The following is an 18,441-nucleotide window of genomic DNA, read 5'->3' as shown; positions in this document are numbered from 1 at the left end:
AAGCCGCGATTGTACTGCATCGGGACCGATGCGATTCACTCTCGGGACGGGCTGTAGCTGTTTCTAAGGGAAAGAGTATCGATCAAGCGCGGGCGATCTTGAGCGAAGGGCGGTAGAATCACCGCACTTTAGTTATCCACAAGTGGCCGACCTTTGCTTATCGAGTCCCGTCGCCGCGCCTATTTGACCGCCATGCAGGTGGTCAACTGGCTGCCGCGCACCGAATTGCCCTTTGCCGCGCCCTCGCGCCCCGAGTTGCTGGAGCTGCCTGAGCCGCTGGTCGTCGCGCCGGTTGTGCCGGCCTCTGCGCCCGCACCTGCCGCCAAAGCCGTCGCTGCACCGGTTGTAGCGCCGACGGAGCGGGTCAAGATCGAGGTGCCGCGTCCATCGTTGGCCAGCACGCGCACGAACGCCAAGGTCGAAGAAGAGGCCGCGCCGGTCGTCGCTAAGGCGCCAGTCGTGCCGCCACCGCGTTTCTCCCTGCAATTGCTGCGCGCCGGTCGTTGCCTGCTGTTGGTCGAGTTACCCACAGGCGAAGCGTTCCAGACCCGCGATCCTGCCTATCTGTTGCTCAAGGACATGCTGCGCGCCGCCGGTCTGCCGGACAGCCCGCAGATCATCGGCGAGCCGGTGCGCTGGCCGCTGCTGGTCCGGGGCAACATGGATCAAGGTCCGGAAGCGGCTCGGGACTTCGTGCAAGGTTTCCTCTCGGCCCGACTGGAAGACGCCCCGTGCGTCTGCGTATGGCTGATCGGCCTGCCAGCCGTGCGTTTTGCTGGCGAAGCGAACGCCGAATCCTTCAACCGTGAACTCCAGGTCGAAGGCCTGGGCTCGGTCTGGGCCCTGCCGGGTCTGGAATTATTAATGGAAGAGCCACAGCGTAAGGCTGATGTCTGGCAAGCCATGCGTCGGCTGATGGCGCGCTGGAAAGAATCGAATGAGTGACGCTGTATCGTTCCGCCCGATGACCGAGGCGGACCTCGACGCTGTACTGAAAATCGAATACGCGGCGTACAGCCATCCCTGGACCCGCGGGATTTTTCTTGATGGGCTGGGCAAGTACCAGATCTGGCTGATGTTCGAAGGCCAGCAGCAGGTCGGTCATGGTGTGGTGCAGATCATTCTGGATGAAGCGCACCTGCTGAACATCACCGTCAAACCGGAGAATCAGGGCCGTGGCCTGGGTTTGACGCTGCTGGAGCATTTGATGTCCCGGGCGTATGATGCCAAGGCGCGGGAGTGCTTTCTGGAAGTGCGCGACAGTAACCGTGGCGCCTTTCGGTTGTATGAGCGGTATGGGTTTAACGAGATCGGACGGCGGCGGGATTACTACCCGGCGGTGGGTGGGCGGGAAGATGCTGTCGTCATGGCCTGCACTTTGGTCGACTAAGAGATTTTAAAAGCATCGCGAGCAGGCTCACTCCTACAGGATTTATGTCAGTCACAAAATATGTGTACTCAACAGATCCACTGTAGGAGTGAGCCTGCTCGCGATTGCGAACTGTCAGGCGCTACAAATCAACGATTACCATCCATCGGATCCTGCCGCGCCAGTTCCTCTTCATCCAGCCCATTGCCCCCGCCAATATCGTCCTCATCGACAATACTCAAATCCCAATCCGCCTGATTGCCTTCACCCGCCTCATGAGCATCCCGCGCGCCGTCTTCACGGATCAATGTTTCCGGGCTCATGTCATCGTCGGTAGACTCATGGTCATCGGTCGAAGCCCCGGTCATACCGGCTTCAAGCACACGCCGCCGTGGCATCAGCTGTCCGCGTTCGGTTTGCTGCAGTTCATCGCCGATTTTCGCGCTGGGCTCTTCCTCGTCGAAATCCAGCTCATTTATCGATCCCATGCGGTCTTCGTTGTCGTCGATGGGCTCGGGTTGCACCGCATCGTACGGACGTCGTGAATCAGTCATGGCAATTCCTCATACTGTGGGCCTTACTACGGTGGACCCACTGGGCTCCTGAGAATTCCGCCGGCCATACTTGCATCAAGCGCGTGACCCCGACGGGCGGTTGTCTGTCAAACCAGCGCATCATTCTTGAGGCTTTACAGCATGAACGAATTACAAGATCTGATTGATAACAACGAACGCTGGGCCGAAGCGATCAAACAGGAAGATCCGGACTTCTTCTCCAAGCTGGCCCGTCAACAGACGCCGGAATACTTGTGGATAGGCTGTTCCGACGCCCGGGTGCCGGCCAACGAGATCGTCGGCATGCTGCCCGGCGACCTTTTCGTCCACCGCAACGTGGCGAACGTAGTGCTGCACACCGACCTCAATTGCCTGTCGGTGATTCAGTACGCGGTCGACGTGCTCAAGGTCAAACACATCCTCGTGACTGGCCACTACGGTTGCGGCGGTGTGCGCGCCTCGATGCAGGATCGCCAGCTGGGCCTGATCGACGGATGGCTGCGCTCGATCCGTGATCTCTACTACGAAAAGCGCGAAGAACTGGCCGAGTTGCCGACCGAAGAAGAACGAGTCGACCGTCTCTGCGAGCTCAACGTGATCCAGCAAGTGGCCAACGTCGGCCACACCAGCATTGTGCAAAACGCCTGGCATCGCGGGCAGAACCTGTCGATCCACGGTTGCATCTACGGCATCAAGGACGGTCGCTGGAAAAGCCTGAACACGACCATCAGCGGTTTTGAGCAATTGCCGCCGCAGTACCGACTGCGTCCGGTCGAGACGTTGTAACGCCGCTCAACATAGGCTGCGCCGACGCCAGTGGTGGTAATACAACTGGCCGTCGGCGTTCGGCGGCTCATCGTAACCGGTGATCCAGCCTCGGCACTCCGGTGACACGCACTGACAGGCGAACTGGCGTAGCAGTTTGTCTTCGGTCGCGGCGTAGTCCATCGTCAGGTTGTCGCCTCTTTTAATATCCTTCAGTGCCCACAACGACAGTTCGCTCATGTCGAAAAAGACATTGGGGTCGCAGGAGTGCCTCAGCAGTCCGCTGAAGTGTGGGTCATAGACGTGGATGCCCAGCGCCAGTTGCCGGGTATGTCGATGGCGATAAGGCAGGAGATGCCCCGACACGCGGCAGATTCGGCTGATCCGTGGGAAATCGCGCAGGGCCGCAACGGCCACTGCCGATCCACTGGCGTTGTAGATGATTTCGAAGTCGGCCCGGGAGGGAAATCCAAGGCTCAGCGCAAGCTCTGCGAAGGGGTAGATTCCACCGAGAGGTTGCGTAACGGCCCCGTGCTGGGGATGAGGTTTCATAACGATCCTTGTCGGCAGCGCGTTGCGACTTCCAAAACTGACGACCCTGTCAGCCCTGCAACACAGGGTATGCCTCAAGATTCTCGCAATTGAAACGACGGGTCTACTGTCAGAACTGACAGGAGGAAAGTGCGCGTTTGCGCGTAAGCCTTCGCTCACGCGCAAAAGTGCAAGGGCGATTACAGCGCAGGCACAGGGATCGCCGTCACAGGCGCCGGGGCTTGCAGCTGGGTGAGCTGGGACTGGATCGGCGTTGTCGCGCACTTGGCCACGGCTTGTTCAGGCGTCAGGTTGCGAATCGAGGTGTAGAACAGCTCGCAGGTTTTTTCTTTCTGGGTCACTTGCCACGTCTGCGTGCAGCTTTTCAGCTGAACGGCAGGGTCGGTCCCCGGTTTGCTGCCCATGCCGGCCTGCCAGCAGGCGGCACTCAAGTCCTGGCCCATGACTTTCAGGCCCGTAGCGTCGGCTTGGGCCTGAGCATCGTCGCCGGTGTAGCTCTCCGGGTTGGCGGCGTACCAGATGTAGCTCGGGTGGTTGGAGCCCAGTACGGGCACTTTCACCCCGGCGCTCGGGCTGATCGTGGCCAGACCCAGCACATTGACGGTCGGCCCGTATTGCTGCTTGATCCAGTTACGCACCGGTGCACCGAACGCAACCATCGGCAATGCGTCACCGCGGGCGTTCTGGCTGACTTCCTTGACCATGGTGGTCTGGTAGTCCTTGAAGTAGTCGTAGACGCCTTCCAGATCCTTGCCGGCACTGGCCGGCGCCGCAATCGGCGCAATGTCGATGATGGTCTGGTAGCCCGGCGTCTGATCGGCGGGGATGCCGTTGTCCGTCAGCAGCGTGGCCCAGCGATCCGTGGTGGCGGAGCGCAGGTAATCCTGGGCCTGAGTCAGGGAGTAATCCGGCGGGAAGTGCAGCAGCTCGACACTCTTGCGGTTTTCCAGGGCCATGCCCAAAGGCAGAAACAAGTACCAGCTGTAAGCCCACTTGCCATCAACGTTGAGTTTTTTGGCGCCGGTGTAGGCCAGATCGCCTGCATCGAGCAGCGCGACCAACGGTTTTTCGTAGCCTTTTGGCACGCCGCTGATGTCGGCATAGAGCTGACCGTTATCGGTTTTGACCCGCACTTTCGCAGCGCTGTATCCATCGCGCTGCACGCTTTGGGTCAGGTAGTGCTCTACCGTCTGCTCAAGTGTCCAGTTGCGGAAGCAGACCACGTTGCAGTTGTTGGGGTAGGCAAACAGCCGGGTGACGCGTTCGGTGCTGCCCAGTTTCAGATCGACATTGGCGTGGGCGGCGGCGCTCAGGGTGAGGGCCGCGAGGGTAAGTCCTGTCAGTTTGAACATGCTCAGATCCTTTTCAGCGTGGGACCGCGTTGATCGCGGGCGATAGTTACTAAAGCAGATCGGCCGGTAATCGCTCAGCTGAACATCAAATGAGTCAGGTGATACTCCGGAAAATACATCCGGCACACGAAGATGACGCCGACCATCACCAGCAAAAACACCAGCTGCAACGGACTGAAGTGCGCCCAATGCAACGCGGTCAACCAAGGGCGCCGAGCGGCGAGTTCAGGATCAAGCTGACCGATACGGCGCTTGTGCAAGAGACCGATCAGCGTAAAACCGACATAAGTCGCCATGCCCGGCCAGCCCAACAGAAGCCCGAACAGCAGCGTAAGGACGGCTTGCGGAACACCGTGTCGCATCACCAGCCAGCGGGTATCCGGGTTCCAGTGGCGGGGGACCAGGCCTTCGGTCAGCCACAGGTCCTGGACAATGGCATGCGAGATGATCGGCACCCACCAGCTCATGGCGAAACGGAGGAACCAGACCGGAACGCAGGCGAATACCAAAGAGGTGAATATCATTGGGATGCTGATGCTGTAGCCATGGGATTTGTACTGGGCCGGGAAACAAAACAAAAACAGCGCCAGTGCGATGCCGGCCCAGACACGCACCCAGGTTTCATCGGTGATGGGGCGCGGCAGATAACGTCGCCAGTGAAAAACATCGGCGTGTGGCAACCGTAAGCGCAATTCCGGGTAACGCCACTTAAGGGTTTGCGCGAGGTCATGACAGGCCTGCCATTCGTTTCGGCCAAAGCCGTCGATCATTTTCTTCTGTTGCCCGGCCTTCATCGGGTTCATCAGCAAATGCGCGGCCTGAACGTCCGCGGCCCATGTCCGGCTGTCTTGCGCCTTGGCCCGCAGGTTTTCGTAGAAGCTTTCCTGATTGCAGCGCTCGATCAATGCCCTCCACGTCGACGCAGGTTCCGGATGAATGCCTTTTTTATCGTCCCAGCCAAACACCTGACCGACGCGGTCGAACAGCGGCAGACTCCATTCAGTGTCGTTGAGCAGTTGCAGAAGGATTCGCTGCCATTCCTGGCGTCGATCGAACACCTGCAGCCAGGGTTGTGCGGTGTAACTTTTGAGCAGGGTAAGAAACTCACGTTCTTTCTTGTCTTCGAGCAATTCCTGCAACGTCTGCCGATAATCCTGCTGCAAACCGCTGGCGAGAGCGTCTCGCTGCCAATCGGTCATTGCGACGTTTTGCCAGGGCGCGAGCCAATCGAGGTGCTGGACCGCCCAGGCGGCAATCGAATTGCGCAGGCCGGGGTGATCGAAGCACAACGCCAGCAGCAATTTTTCAAACGCCTGCGCACAGTGCTGTTGTTGTGCTCGCGCCCAGCGCTCGGTCAGATTTTGCTCGGAGAGCCCGTCGAGCAGTGCACGCGCTGCCAGCTCGTCCGGCGCGATGTCCGGTTCGTGCAGGGATTGGGGCGGTGCAAGGTTCAGCGAGCGAAGAGGGGGCGGACTTTCAAGGTTCAAGGGGCGAAGCGGAGGCGGGCTTTGAAGGCTCAGCGGACGCACGTCGAGCAACTCGGACCACGCCTGGAGGTTGGCGTTATTCGGTAATTCGACGACTTCGGCCGTTGCGACTTCAAGTTCTTCGGCGGCGTATTCGGCCCTCCAATGGGCAACATCCAGCGCTTGCTCATAAGCTTCGCGCAAGCGTTGAAAGCCTTCCGGATCTTCATCAGGCCGGAAGGTTTTCAACAGCCGCGCATAACTTCGCTTGATAGTGCGCGCATCGGCGTCTTCGGGCAGTTCCAGCACAGACCAGCAATCCATGTTGCCGCTCCTTACTGCCAGAGGCCGTTGTCCAGCGTGCCCAGTTGCTGCGTCAGTTCGCTGCGCGCTTCACGGATCCGGCGCTCGTCCTGGGAATCAAGCACGTGCTGAAACTGTTTGGCCCAATGACCGATCTGTTCACGCATCTGCCCCAGGCTTTCCTGATAGAGACGCTCAAGACGTGCGGTCAACACTGTGTTGACCTGCTGATCGCGCGGATGAATCTTCAACAGCGCCAGACCCTCCAGTCGCTGTTGAATCTCCTCGGGTGTGAGCACGCCGGGATTGTTTTCGATGACCAGGGAATGCTTGTCGCCCGTCAGCGGGATGACCACCTGGGCTTCGAGCAAACCGTTGTTGTCGTAGGTGAAGCGCACATCAAGGGCGACTTCACCGGCCTTGCGTTTCGGTACCTTGATGTCCAGTTCGCCCAGCGCCACGTTGTCTTTGACCAGGCGACTTTCGCCCTGAAAGATCTTCAGCAGCACGTGTTCCTGATTATCTTGCAGCGTGTACACCGTCTTGACCCGGCTCACCGGCACGATGCTGTTGCGCTCGATGATCGGCAGGTAATGCCCGCTTTCGTATTGCTGGCCGATTTGGGTAGTAGTCTCAATGCCCAATGTGTAGGAACAGACGTCCGTCAGCACCACTTCTTCCAGGGCTGCGGAGCGTGCTTTCAACGCCGCCTGGATCGCCGCACCGTGGGCCACCACTTCGTCCGGGTCGAGACTGATCGAAGGGAAACGCCCAAACAGGCCAGCCGCCAGTTTGCGAACCAGCGGCATGCGCGTCGTACCGCCCACCAGCAGTATTTCATCGAGATCACTGACGCGAATGCGCGCGTCTCTCAGGGCCCGTTCGATCGGTGTGCGCAGGCGTTCGAGCAGTGGCGAATAGAGCGTGGCCAGTTGGGATTGGGTGATGGTCTGCGTCCATTGCTGGCCGTCGACCCGCAGGCTGAATTCGGCGCTGCTGTCCTGGCCCAGGGCTTTGCGCACGCGCTCGGCCTCGCGACGTAACGGCTGGATGATGCTCGCGCGGTCAGGAAAGTTGTCGGTGTTGCGATGATGCTCGAGAAAATGTTCCAGCAGCACGCTGTCGAAATCTTCGCCGCCCAGAAAGTTGTCGCCCGCGCTGGCGCGCACCTCCATGACGCCGTCGAAGAGTTCCAGGATCGACACGTCGAAGGTACCGCCACCGAGGTCGAATACCAGGAACGAGGTTTCCTTGTCCCGTTGGTGCAGTCCATAGGCCAATGCAGCAGCGGTCGGCTCGTTGATCAGTTTTTCAACCTTCAGACCGGCCAGTTCACCGGCAATGCGCGTCGCTTTGCGCTGGGCGTCGCTGAAGTAGGCCGGCACGCTGATCACCGCTTCATGTACGGTTTCGCCGAAGGTCCGTTCGACGTCTTCCTTCAGACTCTTGAGCACCAGCGCCGACAGCTCCTCGGGACGGAATGACCTGTCTCCCAAGCGTACTTCCGTGGCGCTGCCCATGTGCCGCTTGAACAGCGAAGCGGTCTGGCGCGGGTGAGTGTGCAGACGCTCGCGAGCGGCCTGACCGACCAGAACTCGGCCCTGATCATCGAGACCCACCACGCTGGGGGTGAGGAACTGGCCCAGGGCATTGGGCACCAACTCGCTGGACTCCCCACGCCAGACGGCGACGAGGCTGTTGGTGGTCCCCAGGTCAATCCCTACGATCATTGCGATGAACTCCCTTTGCGGCCTGCAAAAAGTTGAAACAGATAATATTCGCGCAAGGATATTACCGGAGCAGCGGGGCGGTAAAGGAAAGTAGTGGCACTGAGCTATTATTTGCGGCGGGACGTCGTTTGGCCCGTATGGCGTGGGATGTGACAGAGGGTTACAAGTAGTGCAGTGTCTACCGTTTCCGAGCACTGCTAGACTGGCACATTACTGGACTTGGCAAAGGTCAACCATGAAGCCTTCTACTGCACTGGATCTAAAACGAGCAGCCGTCCGCGAAGTCGTCGGTCGATTTCGTACGTCCAACCCTCGTGTATTTGGTTCCGCGTTACTCGGGACAGATAAAGAGGGGAGTGACCTTGATTTACTGGTGGACGCTCTCCCTGGGGCCACGCTTTTCGATCTCGGAGGGCTTCAAGTCGAGCTTGAGGATTTGCTGGGGGTCAGTGTTGATCTGCTGACGCCGGGAGATCTTCCGCTGAAATTTCGTCAGCAAGTACTCGAACAGGCTCGTCCGGTATGACTGTTAACCGTCTCGGCGATTACCTTGACCCTATGCGACAAGCCGCTGGCGATGCGCTGATCTTTGTCGAGGGCTTGAGTAAAGAAGAGTTTTTTGAAGACAAACGTACCCAGCAAGCGGTGATCATGAGCCTCATCATTATTGGTGAAGCAGCCACTAAAGTAATGGATGGCTATTCGGATTTTGCGAGAGAAAACTCTCAGGTGCCGTGGCGCAGCATGCGAGGTATGCGCAATCGCATTGCTCACGGCTACTTCGATATCAATCTTGAAGTGGTGTGGGATACCGTTCAGACGGCACTGCCTGAGTTGTTGAAGGTTTTACCCATCGATCAAACCTGATTGCACCTGCCCCAGCAGGTGCAATCAATTTCGTTTACGGCATCACCGGCGCCGTATACGTCAACGTCGTCCCCAGCGCCCACAGCAGAAACAGCACCAGCGGCGTGTGCACCAGCAGTTGCACGAACGAGAAGCCGATCAAGTCCCGCGCCTTCAGCCCGAGCACGCCCAGCAGCGGCAGCATGTAGAACGGGTTGATCAGGTTTGGCAGGGCTTCCGCCGCGTTGTAGATCTGCACGGCCCAACCCAGGTGGTAGTTCAGGTCGGTGGCCACTTGCATGACGTACGGCGCTTCGATGATCCACTTGCCGCCGCCGGACGGGATGAAGAAACCGAGAATCGCCGAGTAAACGCCCATCAGCACCGCATAGGTGTCGTGGGACGCAATACTGACGAAAAAGGTCGAGATGTGGTGCGCCAGGGTCTGAGCGTCGGAGCCTTTGACCGTGGTCATCAGCGCGGCGATCGAGCCGTAAAGCGGAAACTGGATCAACACGCCGGTGGTGGTCGGCACCGCGCGGGACACGGCATCGAGGAAGCTGCGCGGACGCCAGTGCAGCAGCGCGCCAAGCATGATGAACAGAAAGTTGTAAGTGTTCAGGCCCGAAATCGCGCTGATCGCCGGTTTGGTCGAAAACTCGTGGAACAACCATCCCGCCGCCAGCAGCACCAGCAGAATTGTCAGCAGCGGACTGTGCTCCAGCCATTCGCCGGGACGGGTGCGCGGTTGCAGCGGCGGCAGGTTGAAACTCGGGTCGATACCGCAGGCTTCGGCGTCGCGGGCTGTTTTTGGCCCCGGCGCGGTCGCGTAGGCAATGATCAGCGAGATCACGATAAGCGCCAGCAACATGACGCCGGACTGCCAGAGAAAGATCGTTTGAGTGAAGGGAATGACACCGGTGATCGACAGAATCGATGGCGGCAGGCTGGCCGGGTTGGCCTGCAATTGCGCGGCGGACGACGACAGGCCCAAGGCCCACACAGCGCCAAGGCCCAGATAGGCCGCAGCACCGGCGGCGCGGTAGTCCATTTTCAAATCGGTACGGCGGGCGAGGGCGCGCACCAGCAGACCGCCGAATACCAGCGACAGGCCCCAGTTCAGCAGTGACGCAACCATGGAAATCAACGCGACCCAGGCCACGGCCGAGCGACCGTTTTTCGGGATCCGGGCCAAGCGGTCAATGAGTTTCACCGCAGGCGGGGAGCTTGCGACCACATACCCGCCGATCACCACGAACGCCATCTGCATGGTGAACGGGATCAGGCTCCAGAAACCGTCACCGAAGGCCATCGCTGCATCGGTGGGTTTCGCACCCATGAACAGGGTGGCAACTGCAACGATGATCACCGCCAGCGCGGCAAATACCCAGGAGTCGGGGAACCAGCGTTCGGCAAAACTTGAACAGCGCAGGGCAAAGCGGGCGGAGCGGGTATCTTCGATATCAGCGGCCACGGGAGTACCTCGAATTTTTATGTTTATTATGGTCTTTGGGGCCGCGAAGGCCCGTCTGGACAGGTGTCAACAGTAAATCAATCAGTCATATCTTGTGACGAAGATTAACCAGTCTGAGACTTTGGTCTAACGGGTTGTCCGTGGGCGCGTTTGCGTAGACCATGGGCGCCTTGGTTTTTTGCCCATGCCAGAGTTCTTTCATGACTGCCGACACCCACTCGCGCCCGGCGCCGTTCAGCCGCTCGGACTACAAGACCCTTGGCTTGGCGGCCCTTGGCGGCGCGCTGGAAATCTACGACTTCATCATTTTCGTATTTTTCGCGCTGACCCTCAGCCAGCTGTTCTTTCCGCCGGACATGCCCGAGTGGCTGCGCTTGCTGCAAAGCTTTGGCATCTTCGTGACCGGTTACCTTGCGCGGCCGTTGGGCGGGATTCTGATGGCGCATTTCGCCGATCGGCTGGGGCGCAAGAAGGTTTTCAGCCTGAGCATTCTGATGATGGCGCTGCCGTGCCTGCTGATCGGGATCATGCCGACTTACGCCCAGATCGGCTATTTCGCACCGCTGCTGCTGTTGGCCTTGCGGGTCTTGCAGGGCGCGGCGGTAGGCGGTGAGGTACCGAGTGCCTGGGTGTTCGTCGCCGAGCACGCGCCGGCCGGGCATCGCGGTTATGCCCTCGGATTCCTGCAGGCCGGGCTGACTTTTGGCTACCTGATCGGCGCCCTGACGGCGACCTTTCTGGCGCAGGCGTTCACCCCTGCGGAAATCCTCGATTACGCCTGGCGTTACCCGTTCCTGCTGGGCGGCGTGTTTGGGGTGATTGGTGTCTGGCTGCGCCGCTGGCTCAGCGAAACCCCGGTGTTCATGGCGATGCAGGCCCAGCGCGATGCCACCGTCGAGCTGCCGTTGCGCACCGTCTTGCGTGAACATCGTCTGGCGATATTGCCGGCGATGATTCTCACCTGCGTACTGACATCGGCGGTGGTGGTGTTCGTGGTCATCACCCCGACCATGATGCAGAAAACTTTCGGCATGACCGCCAGCCACACGTTCGCCTTGAGTGCCTTGGGCATTGTGTTCCTGAACATCGGCTGCGTACTCGCCGGGCTGCTCGTTGATCGCATCGGTGCCTGGCGCACGGTCATGCTCTATAGCCTGCTGTTGCCCCTGGGCATTGGCGTGCTCTACACGTGCCTGATCAGCGGCGGCCAGTGGATTGGCTTGGCGTATGCGGTTGCCGGGCTCGGTTGCGGGGTAGTCGGCGCGGTGCCGTCGGTGATGGTCAGCCTGTTTCCGGCGCGTATTCGCGTCTCGGGGATTTCCTTCACCTACAACATTGCCTACGCGGCATGGGCAAGTATCACACCGTTGTTGCTGATCGGTCTGATGCCGTGGAGTCCGTGGATTTGCGTGATCTTCAGCGCGGTAATGGGGGCGGTGGGCGTGAGCAGCGCGGCGTATTTCGGTGCGCGGATGCCACGGATCGAACGCTGCCCGTCCGCCGGCGCGGCATAAATGAAAAGTCCGGTAGGCGTGCCGCAACTATTTTTGTAGGACAACCCTGAAACGCTCTTCAGAAAATATCCGCAAGGCCGATGGCTAGGCTGCATGCCGCTTTCTATCCCTGTCCATCGGTGCTTTCCATGTTCAACAAACGCTTGAAGCAGGAGCTGTCGGCTCTTCGCGAAGAACTCTCCAGCCTTCAGCAAGTGAAGGAAAGTCTGGAAAGCGAGATGCTGGTCCTGACCCTGGATCCTGATGGACGGATTCAATCGGTCAACCAGAACTTCCTCGGTGAGATGCTCTACAAGAGCAGCGACCTGATTGGCCGGCACCTCGAAGACATCGTCCCGGCCCATGTGAAATCGGACGAATTCCACCACCGCTTCAAGGCTGCGCTGACCCGTGGCGAGCACTTCGCCGGCACCGTGCGTCTATTACGAGGCAATGGCCAGGAAGCCTGGCTGCGCTCGATCGCGCAGCCAGTGCGGTCTTCGGAAGGTCGGATCAAGCACTTCTCGATTTACTCCAGTGACCTGACCCGCACCATCGAGGCGTCCCGCGAGCATGAAAACCTGATCGGCGCGCTGGTGCGTTCGACGGCGGTCATCGAGTTCGACCTCAATGGCAACGTGCTGGCGGCCAACGAGCGGTTCCTCAGCGGCATGGGTTACAGCCTGGCGCAGATCAAAGGTAAACATCACCGAACGTTCTGCGAACCGGAGGATTACAACAGCGCTGAATATCAGAATTTCTGGCGACGCCTGAACGCCGGCGAGTTCGTGGCTGGCCGGTTCAAGCGTGTGGACAACCACGGTCGAGTGGTCTGGCTGGAAGCGTCCTACAACCCGGTGGTGGATGCCAACAATACGCTCTACAAAGTGGTGAAATTCGCCACGGTGATTACCGATCAGGTCAATCAGGAGCAGGCGGTTGCCGAAGCGGCCAATATCGCCTACAGCACCTCCCAGCAAACCGATCAAAGCGCCCAGCGCGGTACCGCCGTGGTGACTCAGGCGGTGGACGTGATGCGTGACCTGGCCAGGCACATGCAAACCGCCGGCGAAGGCATCGAAGCGCTGAACGAGCAATCGCTGGTGATTGGCACCATCGTCAAAACCATCAGCGGCATTGCCGAACAGACCAACCTGCTGGCGCTTAACGCGGCCATCGAAGCGGCGCGCGCCGGTGAACAGGGCCGCGGTTTTGCCGTGGTCGCAGACGAAGTCCGGCAACTGGCGTCGCGCACGAGCCAGGCCACCGATGAAATCGTGGGCGTGGTGCGCCAGAACCAGGACATGGCGCGCAATGCCGTGGCCCTGATGACCGACGGTCAACTCCAGGCTGAACAAGGCCTGGCGCTGGCGGCGGAGGCGGGCACGGTGATTGTCGAGATCCAGGACGGTGCACAGAAAGTGGTGAATGCGGTCGGGCAGTTTGCCAATCAGTTGTCGACTTGATACCTGACCTCCTGGTGGAAATCGCTACAATCGGCGTTTTCCCCAGGAGCAGCCTTTATGAGCGTTTCCCATCGCCGTCCGGTTCCTTTGTCCAAGGCTTATCGCTTGCTCAATCACGGGCCGACCGTGCTGGTCAGCGCGGCGCATGACGGCCAGCGCAACATCATGGCCGCTGCCTGGGCCATGCCGCTGGACTTCGAACCGCCGAAAATCGCCGTGGTGCTGGACAAGTCCACCTGGACCCGACAGCTGCTGGAAGCGTCGGGAACCTTTGTGTTGAACGTTCCCTGCGCCGCCCAGGCCGATATCGCACAGACCGTTGGCTCGACGTCGGGCCTGGAACTGACTCAGGGCCAGGGCCTGGACAAGTTTCAGGTGTACGGCCTGCAGACGTTCAACGGTGAGTTGATCGACGCACCGATGCTTGAAGGTTGCGTCGCCTGGCTGGAATGCCGACTGCTGCCGGAGCCCAACAATCATCAGCAATACGACCTGTTCCTGGCCGAGGTGATTGCCGCTCAGGCCGATGAGCGTGTGTTCAGCGAGGGCCGTTGGCACTTCGAAGGGCACGAGGCCTTACGCACCTTGCACCATGTCGCCGGCGGACATTTCCTGACAATCGGCGACCCGGTGGACGGCAAGACCTTGCAGCCGTAAACCGGCTGCCTTTCACACCCACACGTCATTTTGCGCCGTGCGTTCGCCGCCTTCGCTGCCCGTGTTCAATACACCTTTGGGCTCGATCAGCAGCAGTTTCACTTCTTGCGCGGCGGAGGGTTTGTGCTCGATACCCTTTGGCACCACATACATTTCTCCCGCGTTCAGCAGAACGTGGCCATCGCGGAAGTCGATGCGCAATTGCCCTTCGAGCACGATAAAGGTCTCGTCGGTGTCCAGGTGATCGTGCCAGATGAAATCCCCCAGCAGCTTCACCACCTTGAACTGGTAGTCGTTCATCTCGGCGATGACCCGAGGGCTCCAGTGCGAGTCGATCCGGGCGATTTTTTCAGCGAAGTTCAGGCTTTGATAAGCGGTCATGACGCAAGCTCTCGTGGTTGATCGTGACTCCACGATAGTCAGCGCGACAGCGGGTTTCTTGTACGATTGTGCGCGGCTCAGCGGCGGTGCATTTTCATCCACCGGGCCGGCGACAGACCGTAGGTCTTGCTGAATTGCCGGGTCATGTGGCTCTGGTCGGTGAAGCCGGCGATCAGTGCGGCACTGACGAGTGCCTGGCCTTGGATCAGCAGGGCACGGACCAGGTCCAGGCGGCGCATCGTCAGGTATCGATAAGGGCTGGTGCCGAACAACAGGCGAAAATCCCTCGACAGACCCCAGCGATCCCGGCCGCTGTGTTGCGCCAGTTCCTCCAGGGTCACGGTGCGATCCAGGGCGCTGTGGATGAACTCCCGCGCACGTTCCGCCGCCACGTAGTCGAAGCGCTGGTGTTTGCCGGGCGCGCCGCAGACGCTGCTCAAGGCGTGTGCCAGATCGAACAGCGCGTCCTGTTCTTCCAGTGGGTCGAGCGGGTCATCCAGGCTTCGCATCAGCACATCGGTGGCGGCGAACAAGCGTGGATCGGTGGACAGGCCTGTCTTGATAAACGGCAATGGCTGGCCGCCGAGTATCTGTTGGATCAGCGCCGGCTCGATGTACATCATTCGGTAGTGGAAACCGCTGTCGGTGCCGGCCTCGCCATTGTGCAGTTCATCCGGGTGCAGCACCAAGGTGCCGCCCGGCAGGCTGTGACGCCAACCGCCGCGGTACTGAAAGCTCTGCACCCCGGCCAGCGTGCGGCCGATGGCATAGGTGTCGTGGCGATGAAGGTCGTAGCCGTGACCGGCAAAAAACGCCTCGATACGGTCCAGCCCGCCGATGTTGGGCGCGCGGTGGAACCAGTCGATGGGAGGCGTGTGCTTGGCCATGGTGTCGTTGTCTTGAACTCGGTGCAGAACACGGTAACCCAGTGACCGGTCACCTGTCTGCGGGCGACAAAACCCTTGGGACCGGTAGAAAACCTCGGGCAAATGTAGCAAGGTATCGGACATTCTCTAAAGCCACGAAGGCGCCTCACCCCATGGAAATGACTCCTCTGGGCTACGCTGCACCGCTGTTGTCTCTGGCGCTGTTATGGACGGTCGCGGTAGTGACGCCGGGGCCCAATTTCTTCAATACCGCGCAATTGGCCGCCAGTTGCTCCCGCCGTCATGGCGTGGTGGCCGCATTGGGCGTGGCGACTGGCACTGTGCTCTGGGGACTGGCGGGAGGCTTGGGCATCAAGTCCCTGTTCAGTGCGGCGCCGACGCTGTACTTAAGCTTCAAGATTGCCGGTGGTTGTTACCTGATCTATCTGGGCTTGAAGCAGTTCAAGCACAAACCGGCGCTGATGCCGGGCGATAGCGTCTCGTTGAACGGGGCGGGGCGCACGCTGCTCTCGGCTTATGGCCGGGGCTTTGTCGGCAATATGACCAATCCCAAGGCAGCGCTGTTCGTCGCGACGATTTTCGCCACGGCCATGCCTGCCTCTCCGCCGCCGATGTTGCTCGCGCTGGCCGTGCTGACGATGGCGACCTTGTCGTTCAGTTGGTATTGCAGCGTCGCACTGCTGTTTGCCAGCCGTCGGGTCGCGGGCGCCTATGAGGGTTCGCGCAAATGGCTGGATCGCTTCGCCGGCAGTTGCTATCTGCTGTTCGGCGCGCATCTGGTGGCCAATCGTTGAGGTGTATGGAATGAGCAAACTGCGGGTAGGCATTATTTTTGGTGGCCGTTCGGCGGAGCATGAAGTGTCGCTGCAGTCGGCGAAGAACATCGTCGATGCGCTGGATCGGTCGCGCTTCGAACCGGTACTGATCGGTATCGACAAGCAAGGCCATTGGCACCTCAACGACCCTTCTAACTTCCTGCTCAACCAGGAAAATCCGGCGCTGATCGCCCTCAACCAGTCCAACCTCGAACTGGCCGTGGTGCCGGGCAAGGCAAGCCAGCAATTGATCGAAACATCCGGCCAGGAACTGCTGGGGCACGTCGACGTGATCTTCCCGATCGTGCACGGCACGCTGGGTGAAGACGGTTGCCTGCAAGGCTTGCTGCGCATGGCGGATTTGCCCTTTGTCGGATCCGACGTGCTCGGCTCGGCGGTGTGCATGGACAAGGACATCAGCAAGCGACTGCTGCGTGATGCCGGGTTGGCAGTGACGCCGTTCGTGACCCTGACCCGTGCCAGCGCCGCACGCATCGGGTTCGCCGAGGTCCAGGGTAAACTCGGCTTGCCACTGTTCGTCAAACCAGCGAACCAGGGGTCGTCCGTGGGCGTCAGCAAGGTCAACGACGAAGCGGAGTACACGGCGGCAGTGGAGCTGGCCTTGGGGTTCGATGAAAAAGTACTGATCGAATCCGCCGTCAGCGGCCGCGAGATCGAGTGCGCCGTACTCGGCAACGAGGACGCCGTCGCCAGCGGTTGTGGCGAGATTGTGGTGCGCAGCGGCTTCTATTCCTACGACAGCAAATACATCGACGCTCAAGCGGCAGAGGTCGTGGTGCCGGCAAACATCAGCAGCGAAGCCAGTGAGCGCATCCGTGCCTTGGCCGTCGAGGCGTTTCAAGTGCTCGGCTGCTCCGGGCTGGCGCGGGTCGATGTGTTCCTGACCGACAGCGGCGAAGTGCTGATCAATGAGATCAACTCGTTGCCCGGCTTCACCCGAATCAGCATGTACCCCAAACTCTGGCAAGCCACCGGCATGACATACAGCGAACTGGTGAGCCGCTTGATCGATCTGGCGCTGGAGAAACACAAGGCACGGCAAGCGCTGAAGATCACTCGCTGAGCGGCGCGCGACTATTCAATCAAGGATTTATGGATGAGCGATTCAACGGTGTACCTGTTTTCCTACGGCACCTTGCAGGACAAAGCCGTGCAACTGGCCAATTTCGGGCGTGAGCTGACCGGCAGTGCCGATGCGATGCTGGGTTACGAGCAGTCCTGGGTGGAAATTACCGACCCTGAGGTGTTGGCCACCAGCGGCAAGACTCACCATCCGATTCTTCGTCCGGGCAGCGACAGCAGCGCGCCGATTCCGGGGATGGTGTTCCAGATCACCCCCGAGGAATTGGCCGCCGCCGACAGCTATGAAGTGTCGGATTACAAGCGGGTCAGCGTGGTCCTTCAATCCGGGATTGAAGCGTGGGTGTATGTGAGCGTGTAGTGTACCTGCGTGATATCCGGTGAGCCGGCGAGGGGAAGTTTTCCGCGTCGGCCAGTACGATTCGGCCGACGCTCGATCAAGCTTGTTTCATAGGTTTAATCAGGCTCTCTGCTGGTATCCCGAACAGATCATGTAGTTTCCATATCATCGGGAGCGTCAACGCGCGCTTACCATTTAGCACTTCGTAAACCCGGTTTGTCCGGCCAATGGCAGGCGCAAGGTCCGCTGCGGACAGACCTGATTGCTCCATCCGAAATTTTATCGCATCGATTGGATTGGGCAGATCAACTGGAAACTGCTTTGATTCATAAGCTTCGATCAGTGTGATCATGATGTCGAAATAATCCCCTTCAGGGGTGCCAGGCTCTGGCTCATTGTCGAAGAGGGCAGATACATTCTTGAGGGCTGCGCGGTAGTCCTCATCGGTGTGGATCGGATGAATGTTCATTGATTACTCCATCTCGACGGTATCGGCGTCGATTGCGTCGTACTGTCTGTGAGTGCCGACAAATTTTATGTAAACGGCGCCGAAGCGATAAGCGACCGCGACTACCAACCGAAAGTCATTACCCTTGATGTTGAATACGACTCTACGGCTCTTGAGAATGCTGGCGGTAGCAAAGTGCTCTTTTATGTCCGCAGGTGTTTTCCACTCAGCATTTCTTGCCTCGTCAATCCAGGCCAGGAAGGATTGTTCCGAGTCTGGGTACTTCCTCCAAAAACTTTTAAGCTGACTAATGGCGATAATTCTCATGGCGTGATCCTAGTCCCGTGATGGGACTGATGCAAGTCTGTGGAGGTGTGGCCGATGGGAGGAGCGGATTCGACTTTGTACTTAGGTGCTTCGGGTAGCCGAACTGATGCGAAAA

At 59.5% G+C, this 18,441-nt stretch carries 21 protein-coding genes and 1 pseudogene; 12 read left to right on the top strand and 10 right to left on the bottom strand.

The features are described 5' to 3' along the window. Positions 1-192: 192 nt before the first annotated feature. Complete coding sequence (locus ACYZTY_RS23740; RefSeq protein WP_461959388.1) at positions 193-945, top strand: energy transducer TonB; 753 nt, start codon at positions 193-195, stop codon at positions 943-945. Beyond that, positions 938-1,390, top strand: coding sequence for a ribosomal protein S18-alanine N-acetyltransferase (rimI, locus tag ACYZTY_RS23735; protein WP_201120507.1), 453 nt, complete (start codon positions 938-940; stop codon positions 1,388-1,390). The genes ACYZTY_RS23740 and rimI overlap by 8 nt, the downstream gene beginning before the upstream one ends. Before the next feature lie 128 nt (positions 1,391-1,518). On the opposite strand, the gene ACYZTY_RS23730 is transcribed toward rimI, so the two are convergent. Next, positions 1,519-1,923 carry a serine kinase/phosphatase gene (locus ACYZTY_RS23730; protein ID WP_461955718.1) on the bottom strand — a complete coding sequence of 135 codons (405 nt, stop codon included), beginning with the start codon at positions 1,921-1,923 and terminating at the stop codon, positions 1,519-1,521. 141 nt (positions 1,924-2,064) lie between these two features. Between ACYZTY_RS23730 and can the strand changes: the two genes are divergently transcribed. Then, positions 2,065-2,709, top strand: a complete 645-nt coding sequence (gene can / locus ACYZTY_RS23725; protein ID WP_131063236.1) for a carbonate dehydratase — start codon at positions 2,065-2,067, stop codon at positions 2,707-2,709. Positions 2,710-2,715: 6 nt separating this feature from the next. On the opposite strand, the gene ACYZTY_RS23720 is transcribed toward can, so the two are convergent. From ACYZTY_RS23720 to ACYZTY_RS23705, 4 genes are all read right to left on the bottom strand, one after another. Continuing rightward, a complete protein-coding gene (locus tag ACYZTY_RS23720) occupies positions 2,716-3,240 on the bottom strand; it encodes an SET domain-containing protein-lysine N-methyltransferase (RefSeq protein ID WP_461955717.1) in 525 nt (174 codons plus the stop codon). Between the two features lie 179 nt (positions 3,241-3,419). Further along, positions 3,420-4,592 carry a hypothetical protein gene (locus tag ACYZTY_RS23715; protein ID WP_461955716.1) on the bottom strand — a complete coding sequence of 391 codons (1,173 nt, stop codon included), beginning with the start codon at positions 4,590-4,592 and terminating at the stop codon, positions 3,420-3,422. 74 nt (positions 4,593-4,666) lie between these two features. Then, complete coding sequence (locus ACYZTY_RS23710; RefSeq protein ID WP_461955715.1) at positions 4,667-6,382, bottom strand: J domain-containing protein; 1,716 nt, start codon at positions 6,380-6,382, stop codon at positions 4,667-4,669. A gap of 11 nt (positions 6,383-6,393) precedes the next feature. Further along, a complete protein-coding gene (locus tag ACYZTY_RS23705) occupies positions 6,394-8,091 on the bottom strand; it encodes a molecular chaperone HscC (protein ID WP_461955714.1) in 1,698 nt (565 codons plus the stop codon). Between the two features lie 235 nt (positions 8,092-8,326). Here ACYZTY_RS23705 and ACYZTY_RS23700 point away from each other — a divergent pair, with 235 nt between their 5' ends. Both ACYZTY_RS23700 and ACYZTY_RS23695 read left to right on the top strand, forming a co-directional pair. Beyond that, positions 8,327-8,617, top strand: a complete 291-nt coding sequence (locus ACYZTY_RS23700; protein WP_010458330.1) for a nucleotidyltransferase family protein — start codon at positions 8,327-8,329, stop codon at positions 8,615-8,617. Then, positions 8,614-8,958 carry a HepT-like ribonuclease domain-containing protein gene (locus tag ACYZTY_RS23695; RefSeq protein WP_461955713.1) on the top strand — a complete coding sequence of 115 codons (345 nt, stop codon included), beginning with the start codon at positions 8,614-8,616 and terminating at the stop codon, positions 8,956-8,958. Before ACYZTY_RS23700 ends, ACYZTY_RS23695 begins: the two co-directional genes overlap by 4 nt. A 34-nt stretch (positions 8,959-8,992) precedes the next feature. Here ACYZTY_RS23695 and ACYZTY_RS23690 read toward each other — a convergent pair whose 3' ends face one another. After that, on the bottom strand, positions 8,993-10,411 hold the full coding sequence (locus ACYZTY_RS23690) for a short-chain fatty acid transporter (RefSeq protein ID WP_461955712.1): 1,419 nt from the start codon (positions 10,409-10,411) through the stop codon (positions 8,993-8,995). A gap of 200 nt (positions 10,412-10,611) precedes the next feature. Between ACYZTY_RS23690 and ACYZTY_RS23685 the strand changes: the two genes are divergently transcribed. The 4 genes and pseudogenes from ACYZTY_RS23685 (at position 10,612) to ACYZTY_RS23670 (ending at position 14,027) form a co-directional block, all read left to right on the top strand. Further along, entirely contained in the window at positions 10,612-11,925 is a 1,314-nt protein-coding gene (locus ACYZTY_RS23685) for an MFS transporter (RefSeq protein WP_461955711.1), read from the top strand. An 80-nt stretch (positions 11,926-12,005) separates the two neighbouring features. Beyond that, positions 12,006-12,782, top strand: a pseudogene (locus tag ACYZTY_RS23680) (PAS domain-containing protein); the annotation flags it as partial. Next, positions 12,762-13,370: a methyl-accepting chemotaxis protein gene (locus tag ACYZTY_RS23675; protein WP_461959387.1), complete on the top strand. Its 609-nt coding sequence runs from the start codon at positions 12,762-12,764 to the stop codon at positions 13,368-13,370. The pseudogene ACYZTY_RS23680 and the gene ACYZTY_RS23675, both read left to right, overlap by 21 nt. A 57-nt stretch (positions 13,371-13,427) precedes the next feature. Next, positions 13,428-14,027: a flavin reductase family protein gene (locus ACYZTY_RS23670; protein ID WP_461955710.1), complete on the top strand. Its 600-nt coding sequence runs from the start codon at positions 13,428-13,430 to the stop codon at positions 14,025-14,027. Between the two features lie 12 nt (positions 14,028-14,039). On the opposite strand, the gene ACYZTY_RS23665 is transcribed toward ACYZTY_RS23670, so the two are convergent. Beyond that, positions 14,040-14,408 carry a cupin domain-containing protein gene (locus ACYZTY_RS23665; RefSeq protein WP_461955709.1) on the bottom strand — a complete coding sequence of 123 codons (369 nt, stop codon included), beginning with the start codon at positions 14,406-14,408 and terminating at the stop codon, positions 14,040-14,042. 77 nt (positions 14,409-14,485) lie between these two features. Next, positions 14,486-15,295: an AraC family transcriptional regulator gene (locus tag ACYZTY_RS23660; protein ID WP_461955708.1), complete on the bottom strand. Its 810-nt coding sequence runs from the start codon at positions 15,293-15,295 to the stop codon at positions 14,486-14,488. A gap of 152 nt (positions 15,296-15,447) precedes the next feature. Between ACYZTY_RS23660 and ACYZTY_RS23655 the strand changes: the two genes are divergently transcribed. Genes ACYZTY_RS23655 through ACYZTY_RS23645 form a run of 3 tightly spaced genes read left to right on the top strand, consistent with a single transcriptional unit; the run spans position 15,448 to position 17,572 of the window. After that, positions 15,448-16,089 carry a LysE family translocator gene (locus ACYZTY_RS23655; protein WP_461955707.1) on the top strand — a complete coding sequence of 214 codons (642 nt, stop codon included), beginning with the start codon at positions 15,448-15,450 and terminating at the stop codon, positions 16,087-16,089. 10 nt (positions 16,090-16,099) lie between these two features. Then, on the top strand, positions 16,100-17,194 hold the full coding sequence (ddlA, locus tag ACYZTY_RS23650; protein WP_461955706.1) for a D-alanine--D-alanine ligase: 1,095 nt from the start codon (positions 16,100-16,102) through the stop codon (positions 17,192-17,194). A gap of 33 nt (positions 17,195-17,227) precedes the next feature. Continuing rightward, complete coding sequence (locus tag ACYZTY_RS23645) at positions 17,228-17,572, top strand: gamma-glutamylcyclotransferase family protein (protein ID WP_461955705.1); 345 nt, start codon at positions 17,228-17,230, stop codon at positions 17,570-17,572. A gap of 76 nt (positions 17,573-17,648) precedes the next feature. Here ACYZTY_RS23645 and ACYZTY_RS23640 read toward each other — a convergent pair whose 3' ends face one another. Together ACYZTY_RS23640 and ACYZTY_RS23635 are read right to left on the bottom strand one after the other, a co-directional pair. Further along, positions 17,649-18,020: a helix-turn-helix domain-containing protein gene (locus tag ACYZTY_RS23640; RefSeq protein WP_461955704.1), complete on the bottom strand. Its 372-nt coding sequence runs from the start codon at positions 18,018-18,020 to the stop codon at positions 17,649-17,651. Positions 18,021-18,023: 3 nt separating this feature from the next. Next, positions 18,024-18,326 (bottom strand): type II toxin-antitoxin system HigB family toxin, encoded by a 303-nt coding sequence (locus tag ACYZTY_RS23635; protein WP_461955703.1) that lies wholly within the window; start codon positions 18,324-18,326, stop codon positions 18,024-18,026. Positions 18,327-18,441: the final 115 nt, after the last annotated feature.

The organism is Pseudomonas sp. LB1P83, from assembly GCF_054897885.1.
Note: the sequence above shows the minus strand (reverse complement) of the source record. Positions and strands in the feature narration are given on the sequence as shown.

Excerpts from the sequence above, each read along its gene's own strand:
- ACYZTY_RS23740 (WP_461959388.1), top strand. The coding sequence starts at position 193 with ATGCAGGTGGTCAACTGGCTGCCGCGCACCGAATTGCCCTTTGCCGCG.
- rimI (WP_201120507.1), top strand. The coding sequence starts at position 938 with ATGAGTGACGCTGTATCGTTCCGCCCGATGACCGAGGCGGACCTCGAC.
- ACYZTY_RS23730 (WP_461955718.1), bottom strand. The coding sequence starts at position 1,923 with ATGACTGATTCACGACGTCCGTACGATGCGGTGCAACCCGAGCCCATC.
- can (WP_131063236.1), top strand. The coding sequence starts at position 2,065 with ATGAACGAATTACAAGATCTGATTGATAACAACGAACGCTGGGCCGAA.
- ACYZTY_RS23720 (WP_461955717.1), bottom strand. The coding sequence starts at position 3,240 with ATGAAACCTCATCCCCAGCACGGGGCCGTTACGCAACCTCTCGGTGGA.
- ACYZTY_RS23715 (WP_461955716.1), bottom strand. The coding sequence starts at position 4,592 with ATGTTCAAACTGACAGGACTTACCCTCGCGGCCCTCACCCTGAGCGCC.
- ACYZTY_RS23710 (WP_461955715.1), bottom strand. The coding sequence starts at position 6,382 with ATGGATTGCTGGTCTGTGCTGGAACTGCCCGAAGACGCCGATGCGCGC.
- ACYZTY_RS23705 (WP_461955714.1), bottom strand. The coding sequence starts at position 8,091 with ATGATCGTAGGGATTGACCTGGGGACCACCAACAGCCTCGTCGCCGTC.
- ACYZTY_RS23700 (WP_010458330.1), top strand. The coding sequence starts at position 8,327 with ATGAAGCCTTCTACTGCACTGGATCTAAAACGAGCAGCCGTCCGCGAA.
- ACYZTY_RS23695 (WP_461955713.1), top strand. The coding sequence starts at position 8,614 with ATGACTGTTAACCGTCTCGGCGATTACCTTGACCCTATGCGACAAGCC.
- ACYZTY_RS23685 (WP_461955711.1), top strand. The coding sequence starts at position 10,612 with ATGACTGCCGACACCCACTCGCGCCCGGCGCCGTTCAGCCGCTCGGAC.
- ACYZTY_RS23670 (WP_461955710.1), top strand. The coding sequence starts at position 13,428 with ATGAGCGTTTCCCATCGCCGTCCGGTTCCTTTGTCCAAGGCTTATCGC.
- ACYZTY_RS23665 (WP_461955709.1), bottom strand. The coding sequence starts at position 14,408 with ATGACCGCTTATCAAAGCCTGAACTTCGCTGAAAAAATCGCCCGGATC.
- ACYZTY_RS23660 (WP_461955708.1), bottom strand. The coding sequence starts at position 15,295 with ATGGCCAAGCACACGCCTCCCATCGACTGGTTCCACCGCGCGCCCAAC.
- ACYZTY_RS23655 (WP_461955707.1), top strand. The coding sequence starts at position 15,448 with ATGGAAATGACTCCTCTGGGCTACGCTGCACCGCTGTTGTCTCTGGCG.
- ddlA (WP_461955706.1), top strand. The coding sequence starts at position 16,100 with ATGAGCAAACTGCGGGTAGGCATTATTTTTGGTGGCCGTTCGGCGGAG.
- ACYZTY_RS23645 (WP_461955705.1), top strand. The coding sequence starts at position 17,228 with ATGAGCGATTCAACGGTGTACCTGTTTTCCTACGGCACCTTGCAGGAC.
- ACYZTY_RS23640 (WP_461955704.1), bottom strand. The coding sequence starts at position 18,020 with ATGAACATTCATCCGATCCACACCGATGAGGACTACCGCGCAGCCCTC.
- ACYZTY_RS23635 (WP_461955703.1), bottom strand. The coding sequence starts at position 18,326 with ATGAGAATTATCGCCATTAGTCAGCTTAAAAGTTTTTGGAGGAAGTAC.